Genomic DNA, 20,574 nt, shown 5'->3' on the forward strand with positions numbered 1-20,574 from the left:
CACCAATATATTGTATATCCAGTTCCATAATTATGCCATCCCAGCCCCCGGTGCCGGTATGAGACGTGCTAATTTGCTAATTTGGCTAATTTGACTTGGGAAAGAAAAGGCCGGCGTGTGCCGGCCTGTTAATATATCATTGGATGTTCATGTCGCTCAGGACAGGGTTTAGCGGTACTGGTAGATCATCCAGCCCTTGGTGCCGAGGGCGAGGAAGATGAGGTCGCCGTCTAGGGCGACGTCGAATATCTCGATGTAGGGGTGGGTGATGGTTCTGAGGTCGTTCACGCGGAGGGGGTTGGTGACGTCGAGGATCTTGAGCCCGCCCTGGCCGAGGGCGAGGTAGAGCAGGTTGTCTTTCAGTTCGAGGTCGCGGATATCGTTGGAAAGGCGGGTTTGGAAGATGAGGCGGGGGTGGTTCATATCCGAGGCGTTGATGGCGAGGAGCTTTTTCCCGGCGCCCAGCCAGACGATGTCGCCGTTTTTGGCCATCACGGTGGCGTCGGAGATTTCGTAATTTACACCCATGCTGACGGGAAACTGGAGGTCGGAGATATCGACGGTCACCAGCCCGAAGTCGTTTAGGGCCCAGAGATAGGGATATTCGGCGATGAAATCGCGGACGCCCCACTTTTCGGAAAAGGTGCTTTTAAGCTCGCGCATCCCGCCTTTGCCGATGTCTATGATGTCGATTCCTTTGAAGCGGTCGGCTACATAGAGCATCGAGCCTTCGCGGGTGATCTTGTTGCCGGGCACGGTGTTCGTGAAATAGATGGTGCCGGGGTAGGAAAGGGTGTCCACGGTGGAAACGAGGTTGGCGGGTTCCTGGCTACAGATGTAGATTTGGTTCCCGCCCAGCATGTTCACGTCCTCAATGATGTATTGGGAGCGGAAAACGGCCTCGAGGCGCGGCGACCAGGGATTGAAAATGGAATGTATCCAGATAAAGTTCTGGTTGCGGAGGATAACCTGGTCTTCCTGGAAGTCGATATTATATGGCTGGATCGCGGTTTCGTGGACCAGCAGATGCGGGACGCGGAAATCGACGGCAACCGCGGACGCGCAGAAGGCAAGGGCCAAAAAAAGCAGCAGAGTGTGTTTCATTTGTCACTCCTTATTGGATGTGAGGCAGCTTTGAAGGCTGCGCAGTATATACAAGGCAGGCGGGCGTTTCCTGCATCATTTGATCAGTTGGCGGATGATGTCGGTAGAAGTCATGCCCTCGGCTTCGGCGGCAAAGGATATCAGCACCCTGTGGGTGAGCACGGGCAGCGCCACAGCCCTCACATCCTCTTCCGAAGGGGTGAGGCGGCCGTCAAGGGCGGCTCTGGCTTTGGCGCCCAAAACCAGATACTGGCTGGCACGGGGGCCGGCACCCCAGTTGATCCATTTGGCTAGGCCGGGGTCAAGCTCGGGATTCCCGGGGCGGGTGAGGCGGGCCAGCTTCACCGCGAATTCCAGGACGTGGGAACTGAGAGGCATGGCGCGGATGGCGGACTGGAAGGCGATTATCCGCTCCGCCGAAAGAAGGGGGCGCGGCTCTTCCGCAGCGGCGCCGGTGGTGTTTTGTACGATGGTCAGCTCCTCCTCATAGGAGGGATAGCCGATGTTGATGTAGAGCATGAAGCGGTCGAGCTGGGCTTCCGGCAGGGGATAGGTTCCTTCCTGTTCGATGGGGTTTTGGGTTGCCATCACGATGAACGGCAAATCCAGCGGACGGGTCACGTTTCCGCTGCTCACCTGGTATTCCTGCATCGCCTGGAGCAGGGCGGCCTGGGTTTTGGGCGGGGTGCGGTTGATCTCGTCAGCCAGGATGATATTGGCAAAGATTGGGCCCTTGATATATTGAAATTCCCGGCGCTCGCCTCCGCTGAGGGAGACCAGGATGTCCGAACCCGTGATGTCCGAAGGCATCAGGTCCGGAGTGAACTGGATGCGGCCAAAGGAGAGGTTGAGGGCTTTGGCGATGGTCGAGATGAGCAGGGTTTTGGCCAGGCCGGGCACGCCTTCGATGAGCATATGGCCGTTGGCGAAGAGGCCCATCAGCACTTTTTCCACCACGTCGTCCTGGCCCACGATGACCTTGCGGATTTCGGCCAGCAGCCCCTGCTTCACGCTTTTCAATTCTTCGATCTTGCCGATCATGGCTTCACTGTTCATACATTTTGTCTCCACGGATAATCGCTTTCAGCACTTGGCTTCCGCTCGCGGCGATGGCGGCAAAGCCGATCACGCCGATGAGTATGGCCGTCAAAACGTGCGCGAAAGCCATGATCGCCGAAGCGCTGTCTTTTGTCAATGCAAACCCAACCGAGAAAATGATTATCATCATCCATTCGTTGCTGCCCAGTTGGGCGGGGGGCTGGGGCAGGGCGTAGGAAAGGTTGATCAGGGTATAGCCGAAAAGCACGTAAACGAAAGGAAAATCCACCCCGAAAGCCCGGAAGAGGAGATGGAAATAGAGGCCGTCCAGGCCCACTCCAAGCGCGGTGAGCAGCACGGCGACAACCAATCTTGACCAGTGCTGCTCAAACACATTCAGGCCGCGGATGAAAACGTCGATGTAGCCGAAGATTTTCTCCCGCCAGCGCCGGGGCAGCCAGGCGAAGAAGGTTTGCAAAAACCTCACCACGCCATCCTTTCGCCACACCGCCAGCAGCAGAATCCCCAGGGAAACCAGGAACACCAGGCCCAGCAGCACCAGCAGCACAGTGAGGCCGGCAGACACGCGGATTCTCAGCAGCGGAACCATCACTAGCACGAAGAGGATGCCCAGGGTGTCGAAAGTCTTGTCAATAAAGATGGAGGGCAGCACATTGAGCAGGGGCAGGCCGTGATTGCGTTTCACAAACCAGGCCTTCACCAGCTCTCCGGCCCTGATGGGGATGAGGTAGTTGACCCAGTTTCCGCCCATGCTGTAGAGAAAGGTGCGGCCCAGGGAAATGGCGGTTTGGGATCTCAACAGCAGGTTCCAGCGCCAACTGCGGATGAAATAGGCGCTCAGGTAGGCGATGGCGGCGAAGGCCACCAAATCTGGTTTTACCCGTCGGATGCTGTCCAGCACAGCGTTTGTGTCGATGCTGCGCAGCCAGAGCCAGATCAGCGCCAGTCCCAGAAGAAAGCCAGTGATGAGGAAAGCAATGCGCTTGCGGGACATCAGGATCGGTTTAGCGCTCAAAGACCATCCTGAAATGGTGGGCCCAAACCCGCTTCAGGGCTTCCGGCGCGGCATTTTCCAGCCACTGGTAGCTCCGCATCCGATCGGCAAAACCGGGATCGTCGCCAGAATAATAACTGAGGATGCTCAGGGTCTCGCCCTCCTCTTCCTTTGGCTGGGACAGCTTTTTAGGCAGCAGTCTCCCCGGCAGCCATTTGGCCAGAAGTTCCTCCTTGGTCATGCCGATATCCGGCCAGGGCGGGCAGTCGAAACAGCCGGACTCGGCCAGTTTCCAGCCCAGGTTTTTGAGCAGGCGGATTATCGACGGCGGGTCGATGTTGCCAAGGCGGAGGTCAGGATACTTTTCAGCGCTGTAGTCCTTCAACTGCATCTTGTAGCCCAGGCCGGAGCGGTTTGGCACGCTGATGAAGATGGCTTTCGCGGTCACGCGGGAAAGTTCACTCAAAAAGGCTCTCAGGTCCGGCACGAACCAGAGCGCGGAAAAGGAAAAACTGAGGTCGAAAGCCCGGTCGGGATAATCCAGGCGGCGGAAATCCGGATTGTGGCGGGCCGTGAAAGAGCGGTCCATCGTGTGCCAGAGATTGCGTATCAGTTCAAGGCGGCGGGGATTGTCATCCTCCAGGGTCACTTCCAGGCCGGAATCGGCTAGGGCGAAGAGGTTGATCCCGCTGATACCGGTGAAGCCGAAGGATGGGCTTTCCAGCACATTCCGGGCTTCATACTTGTTGGCGGTGGCCAGCAGCAGTTCGTTCAGCACGATGCGTTCGTAGGAAGAGCCCAAACCCTCATGGGGGTTGTCAAAGAATTTTTCCCAGTCGTTGATGATCGGAATGGCCATTATTTCTTCAGATAGTCTTCAATGGTGATCCGGATATCCGGAATGGTGAAAGTGGGGGGGAGGCCCATCAGTTCGTAGGTATTGGCCACGTGATAGAACCAGGAGCGGGATATCAGTTGAAAGCGGCTGACCCAAAGCTCGTTGTTGACGAGTTTCGCCGCCTGTTCACCCAAGCGGAAGAAAATCCGGTCCAGCTTTAGGATGGAGGGGTAGTTATCGCCTTTCAACTCCCGGGAAATGAAGTTCACCAGTTGCTGCAGCTCCACCGGCTCGCGGTCGGCTACATTCAGTGCCAGACCCGGTTTGTAGTCGTTCAGCAGCAGCCAGGTGAAGGCGCGGGAAATGGTGTCCACGTGGCAGAGATGCAGCCAGACGCGTTTATTGATGAGGGGAAAGCGGTTCTTGTGCACCATCTTCACCAACTGGTATGGGAAGCCGCGGTCGCGGGTGCCGTAGGTCACGGAAGGGCGCAAAATGGCGGCTTTCAGGCCTCGCACGACCATCCGCTGGATCATTTTCTCGCTTTCGATCTTGGTGTAGTGGTAATAATTATCCGGGTTACGTTCTGTCTGGTTGTTCGCCGGCAATTCCTCCGGGATGGCGCCGAAGACTCCAACCGAGGAACAGAATATGAATTTGGCGTTGTGCAGAAGGCAGTGTTCCGCCAGGGACTGGGTAGAGGTGAAGTTGGCCCGCAGAAATTCCTGGTGGCTGAATTTTCGGCCGCCCCGCAGCGCACCTATGTGCAGCACGGCGTCGAAAGCGTTGTCTTTCAGCCAGGCTGCGAGTTTGTCTGTGTCCGCCAGATCCATTTTCACGATTTCCAGTTCGGTGCGGAAGGCGGAATAACGCTCTGGCTGAGTTTCAGGGCGAATAAGCGCGGTGACGTGGTAATCCGTTTTGGCGGCCAGAACATTGTTCAGCACCGCTCGCCCGATGAGTCCGGTAACGCCTGTGATCAGCAATCTGGGCATTTATCCAAAAATCCTTTGGAACCAGCTTCTCTTCTTGCGGTGGCGCCGTTCGTGGCTGGGACGCAGATAAACGTATTTGAAAGGAACGGTTTCGTCGGCAATGATTTTGGCGGGAAAATCTATGGAGAGCAATTCAGCAACGGTGGGGTCCAGCTCCGTCCTAAGCAATTCCAAGGCTTGGAAATACGATCCGTAGGGCGTTTTGGCGTGGTCGTCAGAAGCCAGGAAGTGGGCCCAGCCGTTGCGCAGCAGCAGCCAGGCGGTCTGGCGAACCTTTTCACCGTAGTTTCCCAAAAGGCTGCCGGCGTTCACCTGCATGTAAATGTCACGCCGGATGAGGTCCTTGGCGTCATGGACGTTTCTCATGATGCTCACATAGCGTTCTGCGTGGGCCAGGATGGGCTTGTAGCCTTTGCGGAGCAGGGGGTAGAGGTATTCGTAAAAATCACTGGGCAGGCCGTTGAGGTCGGATTCAACCAGGATGTAGCGTGAGTTTCCCATTCTGAGGTCGTGTTTCTCAATGTCTTTCAGGCTGAAAGGATGCAGGAAGATTTCAAAGCCCGGATGCAGCCTGATCCCCAAGCCTTCGCCAGACGCCAGTTCACGCAGCCTGGCAAGTTTGGCGTCGTAATCCGCACGCGGATACTGGTAAAAGCCCGGCATGAAGTGTGAGGTCATAAAAACGTCTGTGACGCCACCCTCAGCCATCAGTTTCAGCTGGGCAAGCGATTTTTCCTCAGAATCAGAGCCGTCATCGGTCTGAGGCAACAGATGGCAATGAATGTCGATCATCTCTCAGGGTAGATTCTCCTTTATCATTTGCACAAACTCCACCAGAACATCCGTATGTTCGAAAGGGCTTATCATCCGCAAACTTTCGTCCAGCATTTTCTCCACCGCCAGGCGGGCTTTGTCGAAACCCAGGAAGCCGGTGTAGGTTCTTTTTGAGGCGGGGACGTAATCTTCGTCGAAATCTATGTCCTCGCTGCCGTGTTTATAATCTTTGTTTATATCTTCTATCATCTGATAGGCAAGGCCAAGGTTCAGGGCATAGCCGCTCATGATCTGGCGCGTGTTTTCCTCCGCCCCGGCCAGAACGCAGGCCATGTCCGCCCCCGCCTGGAGCAGCGAACCCACTTTTTTGGAATCTATGTAGCGCAGTGTGTTCAGCTTCATCACCCGGTGTTTGCTTTCCAAAGCCACCGCCTGGCCGCCAATCAAGCCGTATGTCCTTGTGCTGATGGAAAGTATGCGTATGCAGGCCAAAGCCTTGGAGGGAGGGGTGATATCGCTCAAAATCTCAAAGGCGAGAGCGTAAAGCGCATCACCGGCAAGGATTCCCACTGTGTTGTCATATTTCATGTGCAGCGCCGGGGCAGCTCGCCGCTCCGTCCTGTTCATCAAAAAGGGAAGGTCATCGTGCGTCAAGGCCGCGTTGTGGGCAATTTCCAGCGCTGTGGCGGCCTTCAGGGCCTCTGCCATGCTTTTGCCCTTCATTCCGGTGAGCATATCGTACATTGCAAGCAGCAAAAGCGGACGCCAGCGTTTTCCGCCGGGGAAGATAGCGTAGCGCGTGGCTTTCTTGAGTTCCTTGGCCGGTGCTGTCTGAGGACTAATGTATTGTTTCAGACTGGCTTCGATCATATCCAAACGGGTCTCAAAATACTTCTGTAACAGCAAGTTATACTCCCTGATGGCTGTTTCTCTCATTTTCACGCCATTTTACTTTTCCTTACTCTGAAACGGCCAATATTGTCAAGAACTTTTATTGGAAAACGGCATCAAAGCTCCCAATTTCAGAAATACCCCACTCGATTTTTGGAGCTGAAAAACGACTGGTCTTGGACCTGACTGCGAACATCAGACACCAGCCAGGAAAGCTCTTTCGCGCGTAATATTCAAGACGGCATTTCGTTTCTTATCATGGTGATAGCTTGCACAAAAGAAATAATCAGTTTTAAGAGACTACCATATCTATCTACTATACAGTTTAATACCCTCTTCTTACAGCGCCCGTGACCCGTAGAGGATCATAGCGTTGTTTGCTGGCCGTTAAGGCCCTCCTCTATGCCCCAGACGCGCCTCCCGCTAAATCCTCGCACCAAATGCGGGCATCGTGCGGGAGGCATGAAAGAGGGATGGAAGCGAGGGCTCAGGGCCTGACATGCAGGACATGGCGGTGGGTGAGCATTTATGGCTGTATTTTGATTAGAGCGGATGCTGGCACTCAACAGCAAAACAACCTGGAGGGCTTTACCTATCCGGTTTGACAGAGAGCCGTCAATAAATGGGGAAAAGGAAGGATTTGGACTGGGAAACCATGATTTCCCTTGACCTCCACAGGCAGGGAAAATACCGGGTCAGGCAAGGAAAACATGATACGAACCGGGAAAATAATCGACATCGACTGCCAGTGCGGCTTCAGGCTTTTCCGCTATTTCAAGGCGGGAAAGGGGCGGCTTATCAAATGCCTCATCAGCAGGCTGAGTGAGGACCGGGTTGGCCTAACGGGGGCGGCGACCTTCTCGAGGCCCATCTGTCCCGCTTGCGGCCGGGAACTGGGCATCGTGATGATGATCCATGGAGAACCGGCTCTGAAACTTAACCAGGGCACAATCAAAAGCGTGAGGATCTGATCCGGATTTGGGATCAGAAACGCTGTCAGAGGCTTTGTTTTAGAATGGGATCAGAGGGGCAGGGAGACTCTTGTTCCTGTTTTGGCTGACTGGTAGATGGCCTGGATGATTTCCACGGATTTCCGACCGTCCCTTCCGTCGGTGAAGGGTTTTCCCTTGTTCAGAAGGACGTCCACCACGTTGCGGTAATAGGGGTTGTGGCCGAATCCGTAAACGTTTGGGGGCTGATAGTTGGCATCCAGGGCGATGCGGTCATCGTCGTCGTAGTCTTCAAATTCCCACTTTTCTATCTTGTTGACGGCCACCCCGCCCACTTTCACGGTGCCCTTTTCGCCGATGATGGTGATTGAGCCTTCGAAATTCTTTGGATAGGTGAGCATGGTTACATTTAGGGTGGCGATGATCCCGGAGCGGAAATGGAGGATGGCGCAGCCGGTGTCCTCAGCTTCGATCCGGCGGGCCATGGTGGAGGTATAGGCCATCACGCTGTCCACATTCCCCAGCAGCCAGTATATGGCATCCACGTAATGGCTGGCCTGGTTCATGAAGGCGCCGCCGTCGAATTCCCAGGTCCCGCGCCATTTGGCAGCGTCGTAATACTCTTGGGGGCGTTGCCAGAAGACGTTGGACTGGGCCAGGAAGATGCGCCCGAAGCGGTTTTTGTCCACAGCCTGTTTGAGCAGCTGCATGGTGCTGTTGAGGCGGTTTTGCTTCACCACGAAGAGCTTGACTTGGTTGGCGTCGCAGGCCTTGATCAGCCTGCTGGCGCCGTCGATGTTGATGGCCATGGGCTTTTCTGTGATCACGTTGACTTTGTGTTTGGCCACGTCGATGCCTATCTGGGGATGGAGTCCACTGGGTGTGCAGATGCTTACTGCGTCGAGCTTTTCCTTGTCCAGCATTTCCAGATGGTCTGTGTACCAGTTCGTTATGCCATAGGTCTCGGCGGCGAGGCGGGCTTTTTCTTCGACAACATCCGCGCAGGCGACAAACTCGGCTTCGGGAATTTGGGAAACTGCTTCAAAATGGTTTTTGGAGATGCGGCCGCAACCGATCAATCCTAATTTTATCTTTTTCAATTCTTGTCTCCTTGAGAGTGATTCTTGAGATACCAAGCGCACATTTCGGCGATGCTGGAAGCGATGCTCGTGGTCTGAACATATCCAGCCGAGCGTATCTTGGCGGCTTGGAAATTGGTCTCGGTGGCGAATTTCTTCATGCGGTCACTGTTGATGGGAAAATCGATCCCCAGCAGTTTGGCAGGGAGGTCAAAGATTCTGCCAATACCCACGGCCATTTGGATGGGAATATTCACCCGGGGCATCCGGAAGCCTGGCTGCGAGGCGATTAAACGCATCAATTCATGCAGGGTTAAGTAAGGCTCGTCAACGCAGTTGAAGTGCTGAAAGCCTGGCTGGAGCAAGCCCAGGGCGAATATGACCATGCCGGTGACGCTATCCAGGGATACCACGCTTTTAACGTGGTCGCCTTTGCCCACCATCACCCAGGGTCGGCGGTGCATGGTATCCAGAAGTTTGTACATGTTGGCGTAGTTGTGGGGGCCGAAGATCACGGTGGGACGCAGCACAATGAGTTCCCGGAGCGGATCTTTCTTTATCCAGTCAACGCAGAGCAGTTCGCCTGCCAGTTTGGATTCGCCGTAGGGATGGTCCGGCGCGTAAGGCGCATCCTCATCAGCGGCCCCTACGGGATGTCCGAAAACGGAAACCGTGCTCAGGTAGATGAGGCGCCTTATCCCTTTCTGGGAGGCGAATTCGAGCAGGGTCTTGGTCCCGTATTTGTTGTGGGAAAAGTATTCCCCGCGCTTGATGCCGAAATCGTGTTTGGCAGCGGCGCAGTGAATGATAAGATCGATCTCGGCGTTGTTTTCCAGCTCGAAAGCTCCGGAGGCGGATTTGAGGTCGGGCAGGGAGCGGATATCACCCAGGATCGTCTTGGGATGAGGGTTGGCGTCGCAGTGGGCGCTGAGGTCTATCCCCTGAACCTGATGGCCCAGGCGGTCGAGTTCCCACATCAGTCGGGAGCCTACAAAGCCGTTGCTGCCTGTTATTAGTATATTCATTTATGTAGGGCGTCTCCTAACGCACCGGGTTCCAAATGGCGGTCTTCTTTCTCTGCAGATAGCGGACGAAGGCTACCAGCGACGACCAGATCATCCCCACCAGATATGCCGGCAGGGAAAAGAATGGCGGGCGCTTGCCACGAGCTTGAAGGATCAAGCCAAGCACGCCCAATCCGTAAATCAGGCACTGGAGCAAAAATATCACCCGGTAGAAGCGAATTTGTAACAGGAAAGCGGAGGCAAGGAATCCTGTCAACACAAAAACGAAAAAGAGCCAGCGCAGCAGCTTGTGGGAAACGAGCTGGAAGCTGGTGGCGGGATAGCGGAAGGGGTTGAGTAGCGCTAGGTTGCGTTCCAGCACAAACCATTGAGGGGTGATGATGCGGATCTTACGGGCGATTTCCTGTCTGGCGGATTCAGTTTCTTCCTCAAAAACGTTGGCATGGGGCTCGTAAGCCGCCAGAAAGCCGTTTTTAAGTACGGTTAGTACGCGCTCGAAATCGTCCACCGACTGGGGATCAACCCTCTGAAAGAGGTCGCGACGGATGAGAAAGATGGAACCGTTGGCACCGATGATGGAATGAAAATCGCTGTCCAGCTTCTTGAGCCAGGATTCGTAGCGCCAGTAGAGGCCTTCACCGGATTTTCCACCTTCTCCCGGGGTGAGCCTCAGTTCACCTGAAACCAAAGCCAGTCTGGAATCAGAGCGCATTCTGGCAACCAAGAGCTTCAGGGCATCAGGCGCGAAAATGGAGTTGGCATCAGTAGAAAACACGTAATCGCAATCCAGCCGCGGCAGTACCAGGTTGTGGGCTGATTGCTTGCCTTGACGCGGTTTTTGGATCACCAGTTCCACCCGCTGGTCCTGATAGCGGCTTACGATTTCATTAGTCGCGTCCTCTGAATCGTCCGAAATGACGATCATATTCAGGCGGTCATGGGGGTAATCGAGTTCCAGGAAAGAAGTAATCTTGGCCTCGATCACATCCTCCTCGTTACGGGCGGGACAGAGTATGGTCACACGGGGAAATTCAGCTGTTTCCGCAGGGGTGGGATTGTATCTTTTCCTGAAACGGGTCAAGATGGCGATAATGAGGGGATATCCCGCCAGATGGTAAGCCAAGGCGGCTACGGAGAACCAGAAGAGGGTTTGGGTGAAGATCATGTTTGTTAACTCACTTCCTGTCGCTGGTCCAGCTGGTTGATGAAAGTGTCGGAATCCAAGGCGACAAACGCAAAGTCAGGAGAAGGCCCATTCTGTCAAGCTATTTGTCTGTTAGGCAAAGAAACATTTGACAGGGGCGGGCTGCGGATAATTATGTGTCCCATGTCGAGTCTTAACTTCGTGAAAAACGCTTCAGAGGATACGGGGATATAATTATATGCCCGGAATCAACCTGAAGAAAAACATCCTGCTTGGCGGCAGCTCCAGATTGCTGATCATGGGGTTGTCTTTCCTTTGCAGTTGGATTTCCGCACGTTTTTTGGGGGTGGAGCTCAAAGGCCAGTACAGTTATCTGGTAACCTTGGGAGGTTTCATCTGGATGGTGCTGGATTTGGGATTGTACCGCAGCTATCCCTATCTGATCCGCAAAAACCCAGACAAGCTGAACAGCCTGCTGGGCTGGACGATCCTTTCCTTTGTGCTGGAAACCTTGCTGTTGGCGGCCTTGGGACTTGGTTTGCTGCGGTTCTGGAACTCAATTCTGGGCTTTGTCTTTGATCCTCTATCCATGCTGCTTTTCATAGGCTTCATCACCCTCACCAAGCTATTCATGCACCTCCAGAGTCTCTATATGGGCATGGACCGAATCGGGCTGCACTCTCTGGGTCACATCCTCAATTCCTTAACCTGCTTGCTCCTCTTTGCCCTTGGTTATTTTATGTTCCAGGGGGAAAGGCGGCTGGTCTTCATCTTGGGCTCGATGTTGCTGGGTTTGACGGTAGCCAGTCTCTTTTTCTTGCTGGCCAAAAGATGGGGTAATCCGTGGCGGAACTGGCAGCCGCGTTTTGTATTGAATTCCTATAAATTCGGGATCCGGGTGTTCATTTCCAGCCTGCTGATCATGCTGTTGATTCGAGCGGACATTGTGCTCATAAAGCATTTCCTCGGTTTTAGCGAGGTGGGAATCTACTCGATTGGAGCGCATATCGTTGACACGCTGCAAACAGCATCCAACGTTGTTGGCGGTTTTCTCTTCGTGAAACTTTCAGATACCGCGGACGACCGCGCCAAGTGGCTCCTGATGAAGAAGATGCTGATGCTGTTCTTCGTTTTTCTCAGCTTCACCAATCTCGGTTTTGCCCTGCTGGGAAAATGGGTGCTCCAAACCTTTTACGGAGCGGATTTCGTGCCTGCCTATGGGGTTTATCTATGGCTGATACCGGCAAGTTACGGGCTCAGTTTCGGCTCGCTTTTCAACAACTATCTGAACAGCAAGGGATTCCCCGTCGCCACCATCTTCATTGCCGGACTCGTCCTGGTAATGAACATTGGGCTGAACATACTGCTGATCCCGCTTTTGGGAATTATAGGGGCTGCCATCGCCACCGATATCGCCTATCTGCTCTGGTTCCTGCTGATCATCGCTTATGAACAGCGAAGCAGCGGTGGCCAGATGCTCTCCTGCCTGGCTCCAGCCAAGACCGATTGGAGAGATTTCAGCCTGGAGCTGCTCTCCACCTTACGTGTGAGGAACAGGAACAATCTGGGAAAGGAACAGTTCTGATGAGCAAATCGAGCCGAGAAATTCTGATCATCCATACTTGGGGCATTGGTGATTTAGTCCTGCTCACACCGGCGTTGAGAGTGGGTTAAAACTGTATACGGACTGCGGATCACTCTGCTCTTCCTTTCTCATCACGAGATCATTCCAGTGCTGAAGCAGACTTTATGGATAATATCTGCTAAGAGAGCTGGAAACATGCCCAGCCGGTCCTGACCCTGAGTGGCAATTTCTCGCAATTCCCTTGACTCGTGGGGCAGGCCGAAAATAATGGTGTGCAATTAGATCTAATATGCGAGATTATATGGAAATCAGCGAAAAAACTGTGATATCGAACTTCATCCGTACGATAATAGACAAGGATTTGGCCAGCGGCAAACACAGCAAAGTGGTGACCCGCTTTCCCCCAGAACCGAACGGTTACCTGCATATCGGGCACGCCAAATCGATCTGCCTCAATTTCGGCCTTGCCAGAGACTACGGTGGAGTCTGCCATCTGCGTTTCGACGACACCAACCCCATCAAGGAAGATGTGGAGTATGTGGATTCCATCATGGCGGATGTGCGTTGGCTGGGTTTTGATTGGCAGGACAATCTTTTTTACGCTTCAGACTATTTCGACCAGCTTTACGAATATGCTGAGATCCTTATCCAGAAAGGCCTGGCTTACGTTTGCGACCTCAGTCAGGAAGAAATCCGCGCCCACCGCGGCACCCTGACAGTTCCTGGTGATGACAGCCCATACCGCGAACGGAGCGTGGAAGAAAATCTGGACCTCTTTCGCCGCATGCGAGCCGGGGAGTTCGAGGAAGGGACAAAATCCCTGCGCGCCAAAATAGATATGGCATCGCCAAACCTGAACATGCGCGATCCCGTGATCTACCGCATCAAGAAAGCCGAGCACCATCGCACCGGAATAAAATGGGTGATATATCCCATGTACGATTATACCCACTGCATTTCAGACGCCATCGAAGGCATCACCCACTCCATCTGCACCCTCGAGTTCGAAGACCACAGGCCGCTCTACGACTGGTTTCTGGACCAACTGCCGGTGCCCTGCCACCCCCAACAGATTGAGTTCGCCAGGCTGAACCTGAGCTACACCGTGATGAGCAAACGCCGTCTGCTGGAACTGGTGGAAAGCGGAGCGGTGAGTGGCTGGGACGATCCGCGCATGCCAACCATAGCCGGGATGAGGCGCAGAGGCTTTTCGCCAGAAGCGATAAGGGAATTCGCCGACCGCATTGGTGTCTCAAAAGCCACTTCCATCGTGGATTTCGAGCTTCTCCAGTTCTGCGTGCGAGAAGACCTGAACAAACGCGCAAACCGGGTGATGGTGGTGCTGGAGCCGCTGAAGCTGACCATCGAGAACTATCCCGATGGCAAATTCGAAGAACTGGAAGCTGAGAACAACCCTGAAGATCCAGGCGCCGGGAAGCGTTTGGTGCCGTTCGGAAAACATCTCTACATCGAGCGTGGTGATTTTTGCGAAAACCCTGTCAAAGGCTGGTTCCGCCTTTCGCCGGGAGCTGAAGTGCGCCTCAAACATGCTTACTACGTCACCTGCCGGGAGGTGGTGAAAGACACGGAAGGCCGCGTTACCGAGATTATCTGCAGCCACGATCCAGAATCAAGAGGTGGCTGGACATCTGACGAACGCAAGGTGAAAGGCACCATCCACTGGGTGAGTGCCGCCCATGCCATTGATGCCGAAGTGCGGCTCTACGACCAGCTTTTCACCATTGCCGACTTCAATGCAATGGAAGAGGGCAAGGACTATCGCGATTACCTGAATCCCGCATCGCTGCAAGTGCTTACAGGCTGCAAGCTTGAACCCTCGCTGGCTAAAGCTGTTCAGGGCGAAAGGTTCCAGTTCTTGCGCCAGGGCTATTTCTGCGCGGATGACGATTACACTCAGGAAAAACCTGTCTTCAACCGCATCGTTACCCTCAAGGACAGTTGGGCAAAGCGGAGTAAAAAAAGATGAGGGGATGCTCCCGGGCGAGAGTACCATCTGCAGGCGGAACCATCCCCCAAAGGGATATCTGTACCTATAAAGACAACCCCAACCGGGAGGAAGAATGAAAAAACTTGCGATCGCGACCCTGATTGCCATTTTGGCTCTGGCTGTAATGCCAGCCTGGGCGGAAGAGGGCTGGAAAACCCTAAACAGCACCGAACACAGATTCAGCCTTGATTATCCTGACGATTGGGACCACGAGGTATCCATCGACGCGCTGCTGACACTCATGAAAACTGATGGAGGCCTGCCTCTGGTGATCACTGTTGCTGCCGAAAAGGATACATCCAATGCGGAAAACGGGATCATGCCCAAATATTTGGAAACTGAGATGGATGCCGTGGAAAGGGAGATCGCAGCCTTGGGGATGGGAGACGCGGTAACCCTCGAACGCGGTGAAAGCCAAGTGAACGGGCTTCCCGCCTATGTGCTGGACCTTAAACTTGATCTAATGGGAATGGCGCAAATACGCATGTACAATGTAATCGTGGATATGGGTTCCAGCTTGGTTTACCTCTCCTTTTCTGGCGAGAACGGCTCCTATATGAAAAACGCTGAAACTTTTACCAAGATCAAGAACAGCCTCAGGCCAATCGGTGAGGCCTCAGAACTCCAGCCAGCGCCTGAATCACGGGAAAGAGAATACTGATTTAATAGTGGACCCTCAACTGGGATTGGGGGTCGCCGGTTCATCGGGCTGTTCGGGTTTGAGACAGGACGGCTCTTCCATATCCGCTTCTTTTTCCTGCTTGGGCATCGTGTACAGGGCTAATCCGCCTAAGATACTGAAGATCATGGCAATGTCGGTAAGTGTGCTTCCCACGATTATCCCCGCGAAGGAAGCGAAGATGATGATCGATCCAAGCAGCTTGGGTTTGGTGGAAAAAGAAAGGAAAGCCAGGATGGTGATCATGATGGCCAGGATGGCCGCTACGACGAAGAATTCCTGAGTGCTGCTGAATTCGTATGTCCAGATGCCCCTGACTTCTTTGGAAACCAGCGAAACCAGCGCTGCCAGTATAACGATCAATCCTCCAAGCATTGCTAAGATACTGCCTATGTATTTCATTGTTTGCTCCAGTTTCAAAATATAAGCCATCAAACTTCAAACCCTCTCAATGTCAACAGAATTCTCCGGTTGCCCAGCAGGCGAAAAATATGTGGACAGATTTACCGGCTTGGGAAAATATGAAATCGGGAGGAACCAATGAAGTATAAACTGATCCTGATCAAGATCGACCGCCGCAGCACAGAAGCCGCCAGCGTGCAGAGCATTCTCACGGATTACGGCTGCAACATCAAGGTGCGCCTTGGCTTGCACGAAGTTTCCAAGGAATTCTGCGCCAACGACGGCCTAATAATTTTGGAAGTTGAAGGTGACAAGCGGAAACTGAACACCATCGTGAAGAAACTCAACGCGTTGGAATACGTCACTGCGCAGTTGATCGAGATGTAGTCATTTCCCTTCCGGGAAAAACTGAATTCGGCGCCAGCCTGGAATCCCGTTCAAATCAGCTTTGGCGGGTTAGTGCCATGCTTGGCGCCTGATCTTGTTTCCGGCCGCTAAATGGGGGAAAAGGAGGGTGCTTTACTGGCTGATTTTGGAATCCGTAATCTCGATGAAGCGGGCGAGGTTTTTATCCAGATTCTTAAGGTCTTCGAGGGTATGGCGTTTGATTTCCACTTTGGTCGGAGCTTCGCTGGCCAGTTGTTCCAGCTCGAGTCGCGGCGCTTGGGAGAAGAATTCCGCTACAATTTTTGTTATCTCGTCCTTGTAACCGTCGAGAGTCTTGAAATAGGTGCTGCCGGTGACTTTGATCAGTAGCTTGAAACGATCCTTAACCTCACAGCTGGAGAAATTAAGGGCGATTCCGGAAGCGCCGCTTTCCTTTTTGACCCTGGCTTTGATGCGCTCCCAGACCTTGTCCAGGTTTTCTTGGCTAAAATCCAGCTTGTTGCTCGGAACTGGTTCCGCCGTCCGGATCGGTTCCGGTTTCTGTACCGCAGCAGGGGCAGAGCCACGCGCCGGGGCGGCGGAAACGGCACCGGAAGATAGATTGGCGATCAACTTCGCCACGTCTTCCATTTCATCCAGTTTGCACAGCTTGAGCATCATGAGTTCAAAGATCAGATAAGGGTTGCCGCTGCTCTTGATTTCGTTGCGCGCCTGCAGCAACATGCTCATCACATAGAGCAGGTTTTCCCGGCTGAAGAGAGCCGCGATGCCGTCGTAGAGCGGATATTCCTCGCTGGTGACCTCGCTGGGCGACATCCCGATCTTGCGCAGGATAACGATGCGGATGAATTCCATCATGTTGTTCAGGAATTCCTGCAGGTCCACTCCTTCCTCAAAGATGGCCTGCAACTTTTCCAGCAGGGCGGAGTTTTCCCGGGCGTGGATCAGCCGCATCAGTTCACAGTAGATTTGGGTGGGGATGAGGCCAAAGATTTCGCGCACCTTGTCGATGGTCACTTTGTCCTGGCAGTAGGAAAGCACCTGGTCGGTGAGGGAAAGGGCGTCGCGCAGGCTTCCGTCGGCCTTGCGGGCTATCAAGTGCAGCGACTCCGAGTCGATCTCGATTTTTTCCTCCAACATGAGTTCCTTGAGCCGTTTCACGATGGCATCGATCGGAATCCGTTTGAAATCATAGCGTTGGCAGCGGGAAATGATGGTGGGCAAAACTTTGAAGGGCTCAGTGGTGGCAAAGATGAAGAGCACTTTTTCCGGCGGTTCTTCAAGCGTTTTAAGCAGGGCGTTGAACGCGTTTTTGGAAAGCATGTGCACTTCGTCGATGATATAGATTTTCCAAGGCGACTGGCTGGGCGCGTAAAGCAATTCGCGCTGAAGCTCGCGGATGTCGTCCACGCCGGTGTTTGAGGCGCCGTCGATCTCGATCACGTCTGCAGATGTTCCAGCCGCGATCTCCAGGCAGTTGTGGCATTTATTGCAGGGAGAGATGGTGGGGCCTTCCACGCAGTTGAGGTTTTTTGCCAGGATGCGGGCCATGGAGGTTTTTCCCACTCCCCGCGGCCCGGTGAAAAGGTAGGCATGGGCGATGCGGTTGCTAAGCAGCGCGTTGTTCAGTATTTCGGTGATATGGTCTTGCGCGTAAACCTCTTTGAAGGTTTGCGGACGGTATTTTCTGGCAAGTACTAAATAGCTCATCTGTGCTCCGTCGTCATTCTTTTTCAGCCCGGTCTTTCAGGCAAGCATTTTCTGCTGGACAAATTCGGCGGCTTTATATAAAGTGAATTAACCTGGCGGTTGCCGGGAGTTCCCGATATTATGAAAAGCAGTGGAGGTATAAGATGAAATTGGAAGGAAAAGTGGTGATTGCCCAGGGCGGAGGCCCGACGGCTGTGATCAACCAATCTTTGGTGGGGGTTACCCTCGAGGCAAGGAAATTTCAGCAGGTGACGCGGGTTTACGGCGCGCTGTACGGCGTGCAGGGCATCGTGAACGAGCAGTTCATCGATCTCACCCAGGAAACAACTCACAATCTGGAACAGGTGGCCAACACGCCCTCCTCGGCGCTGCTGTCCACGCGCGACAAACCGGATGAGCAGTACTGCCGCGAGATTTTCCGGGTGCTGAAAGCCCATGGCGTCCGCTATTTCTTTTATATTGGCGGAAACGATTCCGCCGATACGGTGCGCATCGTGAACGAAGAGGCAGATCAGGCCGATTACGAATTCCGCGCCATCCACATTCCCAAAACTATCGATAACGACCTTGTGCTCAGCGATCACACCCCGGGTTACGGCTCGGCGGCCAGATTCGTGGCCTCTGCCTTCACAGGGGTGAACCTCGACAACCGCGCCCTGCCCGGAGTTTACATCGGCGTGGTAATGGGTCGGCACGCCGGTTTTCTCACAGCCGCCGCGGCTCTGGCCCAGAAATATCCGGATGACGGGCCTCATCTGATTTACATGCCCGAAAGGCCTTTCAGGCAGGAGAATTTCCTGGCTGACGTGAAACGCGTTTACGACCAGTATGGACGCTGCGTTGTAGCTGTTTCGGAAGGAATCGTAGACGAACACGGCACCCCCGTGATGACCATCCTCACCAAGAACAGCGAAACTGACGCCCACGGCAACGTGCAGCTTTCCGGAACGGGTATGCTGGGCGATCTTCTGAGCGACCTGGTGAAGGAAAAACTCAAAATCAAGCGCGTGCGTTCTGACACTTTTGGCTATCTGCAGCGTTCTTTCGTAGGCTGCGTTTCAGATGTGGACCAGCGCGAAGCCCGCGAAGTGGGTGAACGTGCCGCTCATTACGCGATCTGGTACAATCTGGATGGCTCAATTTCCATCCAGCGCACGGGGTTTTACTCAGTGAACTACCAGCTAGAAAAACTGGCTGACGTGGCCCGCAAGACCCGCCACATGCCTGATGAATACATCAATTCCAGCGGCAACGGGGTCACCGATGAGTTCAAATATTACCTCCGGCCGCTACTTGGTTCAGGCTTTGGCGCAGCGCACAGGCTCCGTGCCCCCAGGGTGGCAAACTTGCTCAAGGGAAACGCTTGACATTAAGTCGCGCGATAAAATAATGGTCAAAAAAACAAATACAGATATGGAGGAACCCATGACCTTTCAAGAATTCATGAACAAAGTCACCGCCAAGAACCCGGATCAACCCGAATTTCTGCAGGCGGTAAAAGAAGTCGTCGAAACCATTTGGGACGTCTATCAGGCCAATCCCCGCTTTGTGAAAGCCAACATTATGGAACGCTTGGTCGAGCCTGAACGCACGATCATTTTCCGCGTTCCCTGGATGGATGACAATGGTGATGTGCATGTGCAGCGCGGCTACCGCGTGCAGTTCAACAGCGCCATCGGCCCCTACAAGGGCGGTATCCGCTTCCACCCCAGCGTGAACCTCTCCATTATGAAGTTCCTCGGCTTTGAGCAAATTTTCAAAAACAGCCTCACCACCCTGCCCATGGGCGGCGGCAAAGGCGGTTCGGATTTTGACGCCAGAGGAAGATCAGACGCTGAGATCATGCGTTTCTGCCAATCCTTCATGGCTGAACTCTACCGCCATATCGGCCCGGACACAGACGTTCCCGCTGGCGACATCGGCGTGGGCAAGCGCGAAATCGGCTATCTTTATGGCTATTATAGAAAGCTGGTCAATGAGTTCACCGGCGTTTTCACCGGCAAAGGCAGTACCTGGGGCGGAAGCCTAATCCGTCCTGAAGCCACCGGCTTTGGCGTGGTCTATTTCGCCGAAGAAATGCTCAAGACCAAGGGTAAGAGCTTCGAAGGCCTGCGCGTTGCGTTGTCCGGATTTGGCAACGTTGCCTGGGGCGCTGCCCAGAAGATCAACGAGCTGGGAGGTAAAGTGGTCACCCTCTCCGGTCCCGACGGCTACATCTATGATGAAGACGGCGTTTCCGGCGAAAAGGTTGACTACATGCTCGAGCTCCGCGCTTCGAACAATGACCGCGTTATCGATTATGCCAAGGTCTTCCCCAAAGCCAAATTCTTCGAAGGCAAGCGTCCTTGGGAAGTTCCCGTGGATGTGGCCATCCCCTGCGCCACTCAGAACGAACTGAACGTGGAAGACGCCAAAAACCTCATGAAGAACAACTGTTTCTGCGTCACCGAAGCCGCGAACATGCCATGCACACCTGAAGCGATGGAAGTGTTCTTGAACGCCAAGATCCTCTACGCGCCTGGCAAAGCAGCCAACGCCGGCGGTGTCTCCACCAGCGGACTGGAAATGACCCAAAACTCCATGCGCCTGAGCTGGAACCGCGAAGAAGTCGACGCCCGCCTGCACGGAATCATGAAGAACATCCATGAAGCCTGCCGCGAAAACGGCGAACAGGCCGATGGTTACATCAACTATGTGAAAGGCGCCAACGTCGCCGGCTTCCTGAAAGTCGCCAACGCCATGTACGACCAGGGCATCATCTAAACAACAAACAACCATCCAACATAACACCCGGCTCACCCGAGCCGGGTTTTTTGCCTTTCCTGATTGACTCCACCTTTGCCCTTTCCAATCCACATCCCATTCACTTCCCGTAGACTTCCCGCTTGCCAAACGGGAATTCTACGGGAAGTGGTCAGGATGCGAGTGGGATGGGGTAAAGCACGGAAAC

19 protein-coding genes are annotated in these 20,574 nt (G+C 54.0%); 7 read left to right on the forward strand and 12 right to left on the reverse strand.

Translation table 11 applies throughout. The annotated features are described in order from the left end of the window. Positions 1 to 168 precede the first annotated feature (168 nt). From GX466_03980 to GX466_04010, 7 genes are all read right to left on the reverse strand, one after another. Positions 169 to 1,104, reverse strand: coding sequence for a hypothetical protein (locus GX466_03980; GenBank protein NLH93364.1), 936 nt, complete (start codon positions 1,102 to 1,104; stop codon positions 169 to 171). A 75-nt stretch (positions 1,105 to 1,179) separates the two neighbouring features. Beyond that, positions 1,180 to 2,160 carry a MoxR family ATPase gene (locus GX466_03985; GenBank protein NLH93365.1) on the reverse strand — a complete coding sequence of 327 codons (981 nt, stop codon included), beginning with the start codon at positions 2,158 to 2,160 and terminating at the stop codon, positions 1,180 to 1,182. Then, a complete protein-coding gene (locus tag GX466_03990) occupies positions 2,150 to 3,157 on the reverse strand; it encodes a flippase-like domain-containing protein (GenBank protein NLH93366.1) in 1,008 nt (335 codons plus the stop codon). The genes GX466_03985 and GX466_03990 overlap by 11 nt, the downstream gene beginning before the upstream one ends. Before the next feature lie 10 nt (positions 3,158 to 3,167). Then, positions 3,168 to 4,016, reverse strand: a complete 849-nt coding sequence (locus tag GX466_03995; GenBank protein NLH93367.1) for a class I SAM-dependent methyltransferase — start codon at positions 4,014 to 4,016, stop codon at positions 3,168 to 3,170. Next, positions 4,016 to 4,990, reverse strand: a complete 975-nt coding sequence (locus GX466_04000) for an NAD(P)-dependent oxidoreductase (GenBank protein ID NLH93368.1) — start codon at positions 4,988 to 4,990, stop codon at positions 4,016 to 4,018. The genes GX466_03995 and GX466_04000 overlap by 1 nt, the downstream gene beginning before the upstream one ends. Further along, complete coding sequence (locus tag GX466_04005; GenBank protein NLH93369.1) at positions 4,991 to 5,782, reverse strand: capsular biosynthesis protein; 792 nt, start codon at positions 5,780 to 5,782, stop codon at positions 4,991 to 4,993. Positions 5,783 to 5,785: 3 nt separating this feature from the next. Then, positions 5,786 to 6,670 carry a polyprenyl synthetase family protein gene (locus GX466_04010; protein NLH93370.1) on the reverse strand — a complete coding sequence of 295 codons (885 nt, stop codon included), beginning with the start codon at positions 6,668 to 6,670 and terminating at the stop codon, positions 5,786 to 5,788. 698 nt (positions 6,671 to 7,368) lie between these two features. Here GX466_04010 and GX466_04015 point away from each other — a divergent pair. Beyond that, a complete protein-coding gene (locus GX466_04015; protein NLH93371.1) occupies positions 7,369 to 7,626 on the forward strand; it encodes a hypothetical protein in 258 nt (85 codons plus the stop codon). Between the two features lie 50 nt (positions 7,627 to 7,676). On the opposite strand, the gene GX466_04020 is transcribed toward GX466_04015, so the two are convergent. From GX466_04020 to GX466_04030, 3 genes are read right to left on the reverse strand one after another with little or no spacing between them, the layout of a single operon-like run. Next, entirely contained in the window at positions 7,677 to 8,705 is a 1,029-nt protein-coding gene (locus tag GX466_04020) for a Gfo/Idh/MocA family oxidoreductase (protein ID NLH93372.1), read from the reverse strand. Then, complete coding sequence (locus tag GX466_04025) at positions 8,702 to 9,709, reverse strand: NAD-dependent epimerase/dehydratase family protein (protein ID NLH93373.1); 1,008 nt, start codon at positions 9,707 to 9,709, stop codon at positions 8,702 to 8,704. Before GX466_04025 ends, GX466_04020 begins: the two co-directional genes overlap by 4 nt. Positions 9,710 to 9,725: 16 nt before the next feature. Beyond that, on the reverse strand, positions 9,726 to 10,874 hold the full coding sequence (locus tag GX466_04030; protein NLH93374.1) for a glycosyltransferase family 2 protein: 1,149 nt from the start codon (positions 10,872 to 10,874) through the stop codon (positions 9,726 to 9,728). A gap of 217 nt (positions 10,875 to 11,091) precedes the next feature. On the opposite strand from GX466_04030, the gene GX466_04035 reads away from it, so the two are divergent. From GX466_04035 to GX466_04045, 3 genes are all read left to right on the forward strand, one after another. Continuing rightward, a complete protein-coding gene (locus GX466_04035; protein NLH93375.1) occupies positions 11,092 to 12,438 on the forward strand; it encodes an oligosaccharide flippase family protein in 1,347 nt (448 codons plus the stop codon). Between the two features lie 289 nt (positions 12,439 to 12,727). Further along, entirely contained in the window at positions 12,728 to 14,425 is a 1,698-nt protein-coding gene (locus GX466_04040) for a glutamine--tRNA ligase/YqeY domain fusion protein (protein NLH93376.1), read from the forward strand. A 94-nt stretch (positions 14,426 to 14,519) separates the two neighbouring features. Continuing rightward, on the forward strand, positions 14,520 to 15,107 hold the full coding sequence (locus GX466_04045; GenBank protein ID NLH93377.1) for a hypothetical protein: 588 nt from the start codon (positions 14,520 to 14,522) through the stop codon (positions 15,105 to 15,107). 15 nt (positions 15,108 to 15,122) lie between these two features. Here GX466_04045 and GX466_04050 read toward each other — a convergent pair whose 3' ends face one another. After that, entirely contained in the window at positions 15,123 to 15,527 is a 405-nt protein-coding gene (locus GX466_04050) for a hypothetical protein (protein ID NLH93378.1), read from the reverse strand. Positions 15,528 to 15,665: 138 nt separating this feature from the next. On the opposite strand from GX466_04050, the gene GX466_04055 reads away from it, so the two are divergent. Beyond that, a complete protein-coding gene (locus GX466_04055; GenBank protein ID NLH93379.1) occupies positions 15,666 to 15,914 on the forward strand; it encodes a hypothetical protein in 249 nt (82 codons plus the stop codon). Between the two features lie 132 nt (positions 15,915 to 16,046). On the opposite strand, the gene dnaX is transcribed toward GX466_04055, so the two are convergent. Beyond that, positions 16,047 to 17,624, reverse strand: coding sequence for a DNA polymerase III subunit gamma/tau (gene dnaX, locus GX466_04060; protein NLH93380.1), 1,578 nt, complete (start codon positions 17,622 to 17,624; stop codon positions 16,047 to 16,049). A gap of 143 nt (positions 17,625 to 17,767) precedes the next feature. On the opposite strand from dnaX, the gene GX466_04065 reads away from it, so the two are divergent. Then, positions 17,768 to 18,991 (forward strand): 6-phosphofructokinase, encoded by a 1,224-nt coding sequence (locus GX466_04065; protein ID NLH93381.1) that lies wholly within the window; start codon positions 17,768 to 17,770, stop codon positions 18,989 to 18,991. A gap of 58 nt (positions 18,992 to 19,049) precedes the next feature. Beyond that, positions 19,050 to 20,387: an NADP-specific glutamate dehydrogenase gene (gene gdhA / locus GX466_04070; protein ID NLH93382.1), complete on the forward strand. Its 1,338-nt coding sequence runs from the start codon at positions 19,050 to 19,052 to the stop codon at positions 20,385 to 20,387. Positions 20,388 to 20,574: the final 187 nt, after the last annotated feature.

This window comes from Candidatus Cloacimonadota bacterium (assembly GCA_012516855.1).
Classification (GTDB): domain Bacteria; phylum Cloacimonadota; class Cloacimonadia; order Cloacimonadales; family Cloacimonadaceae; genus Syntrophosphaera.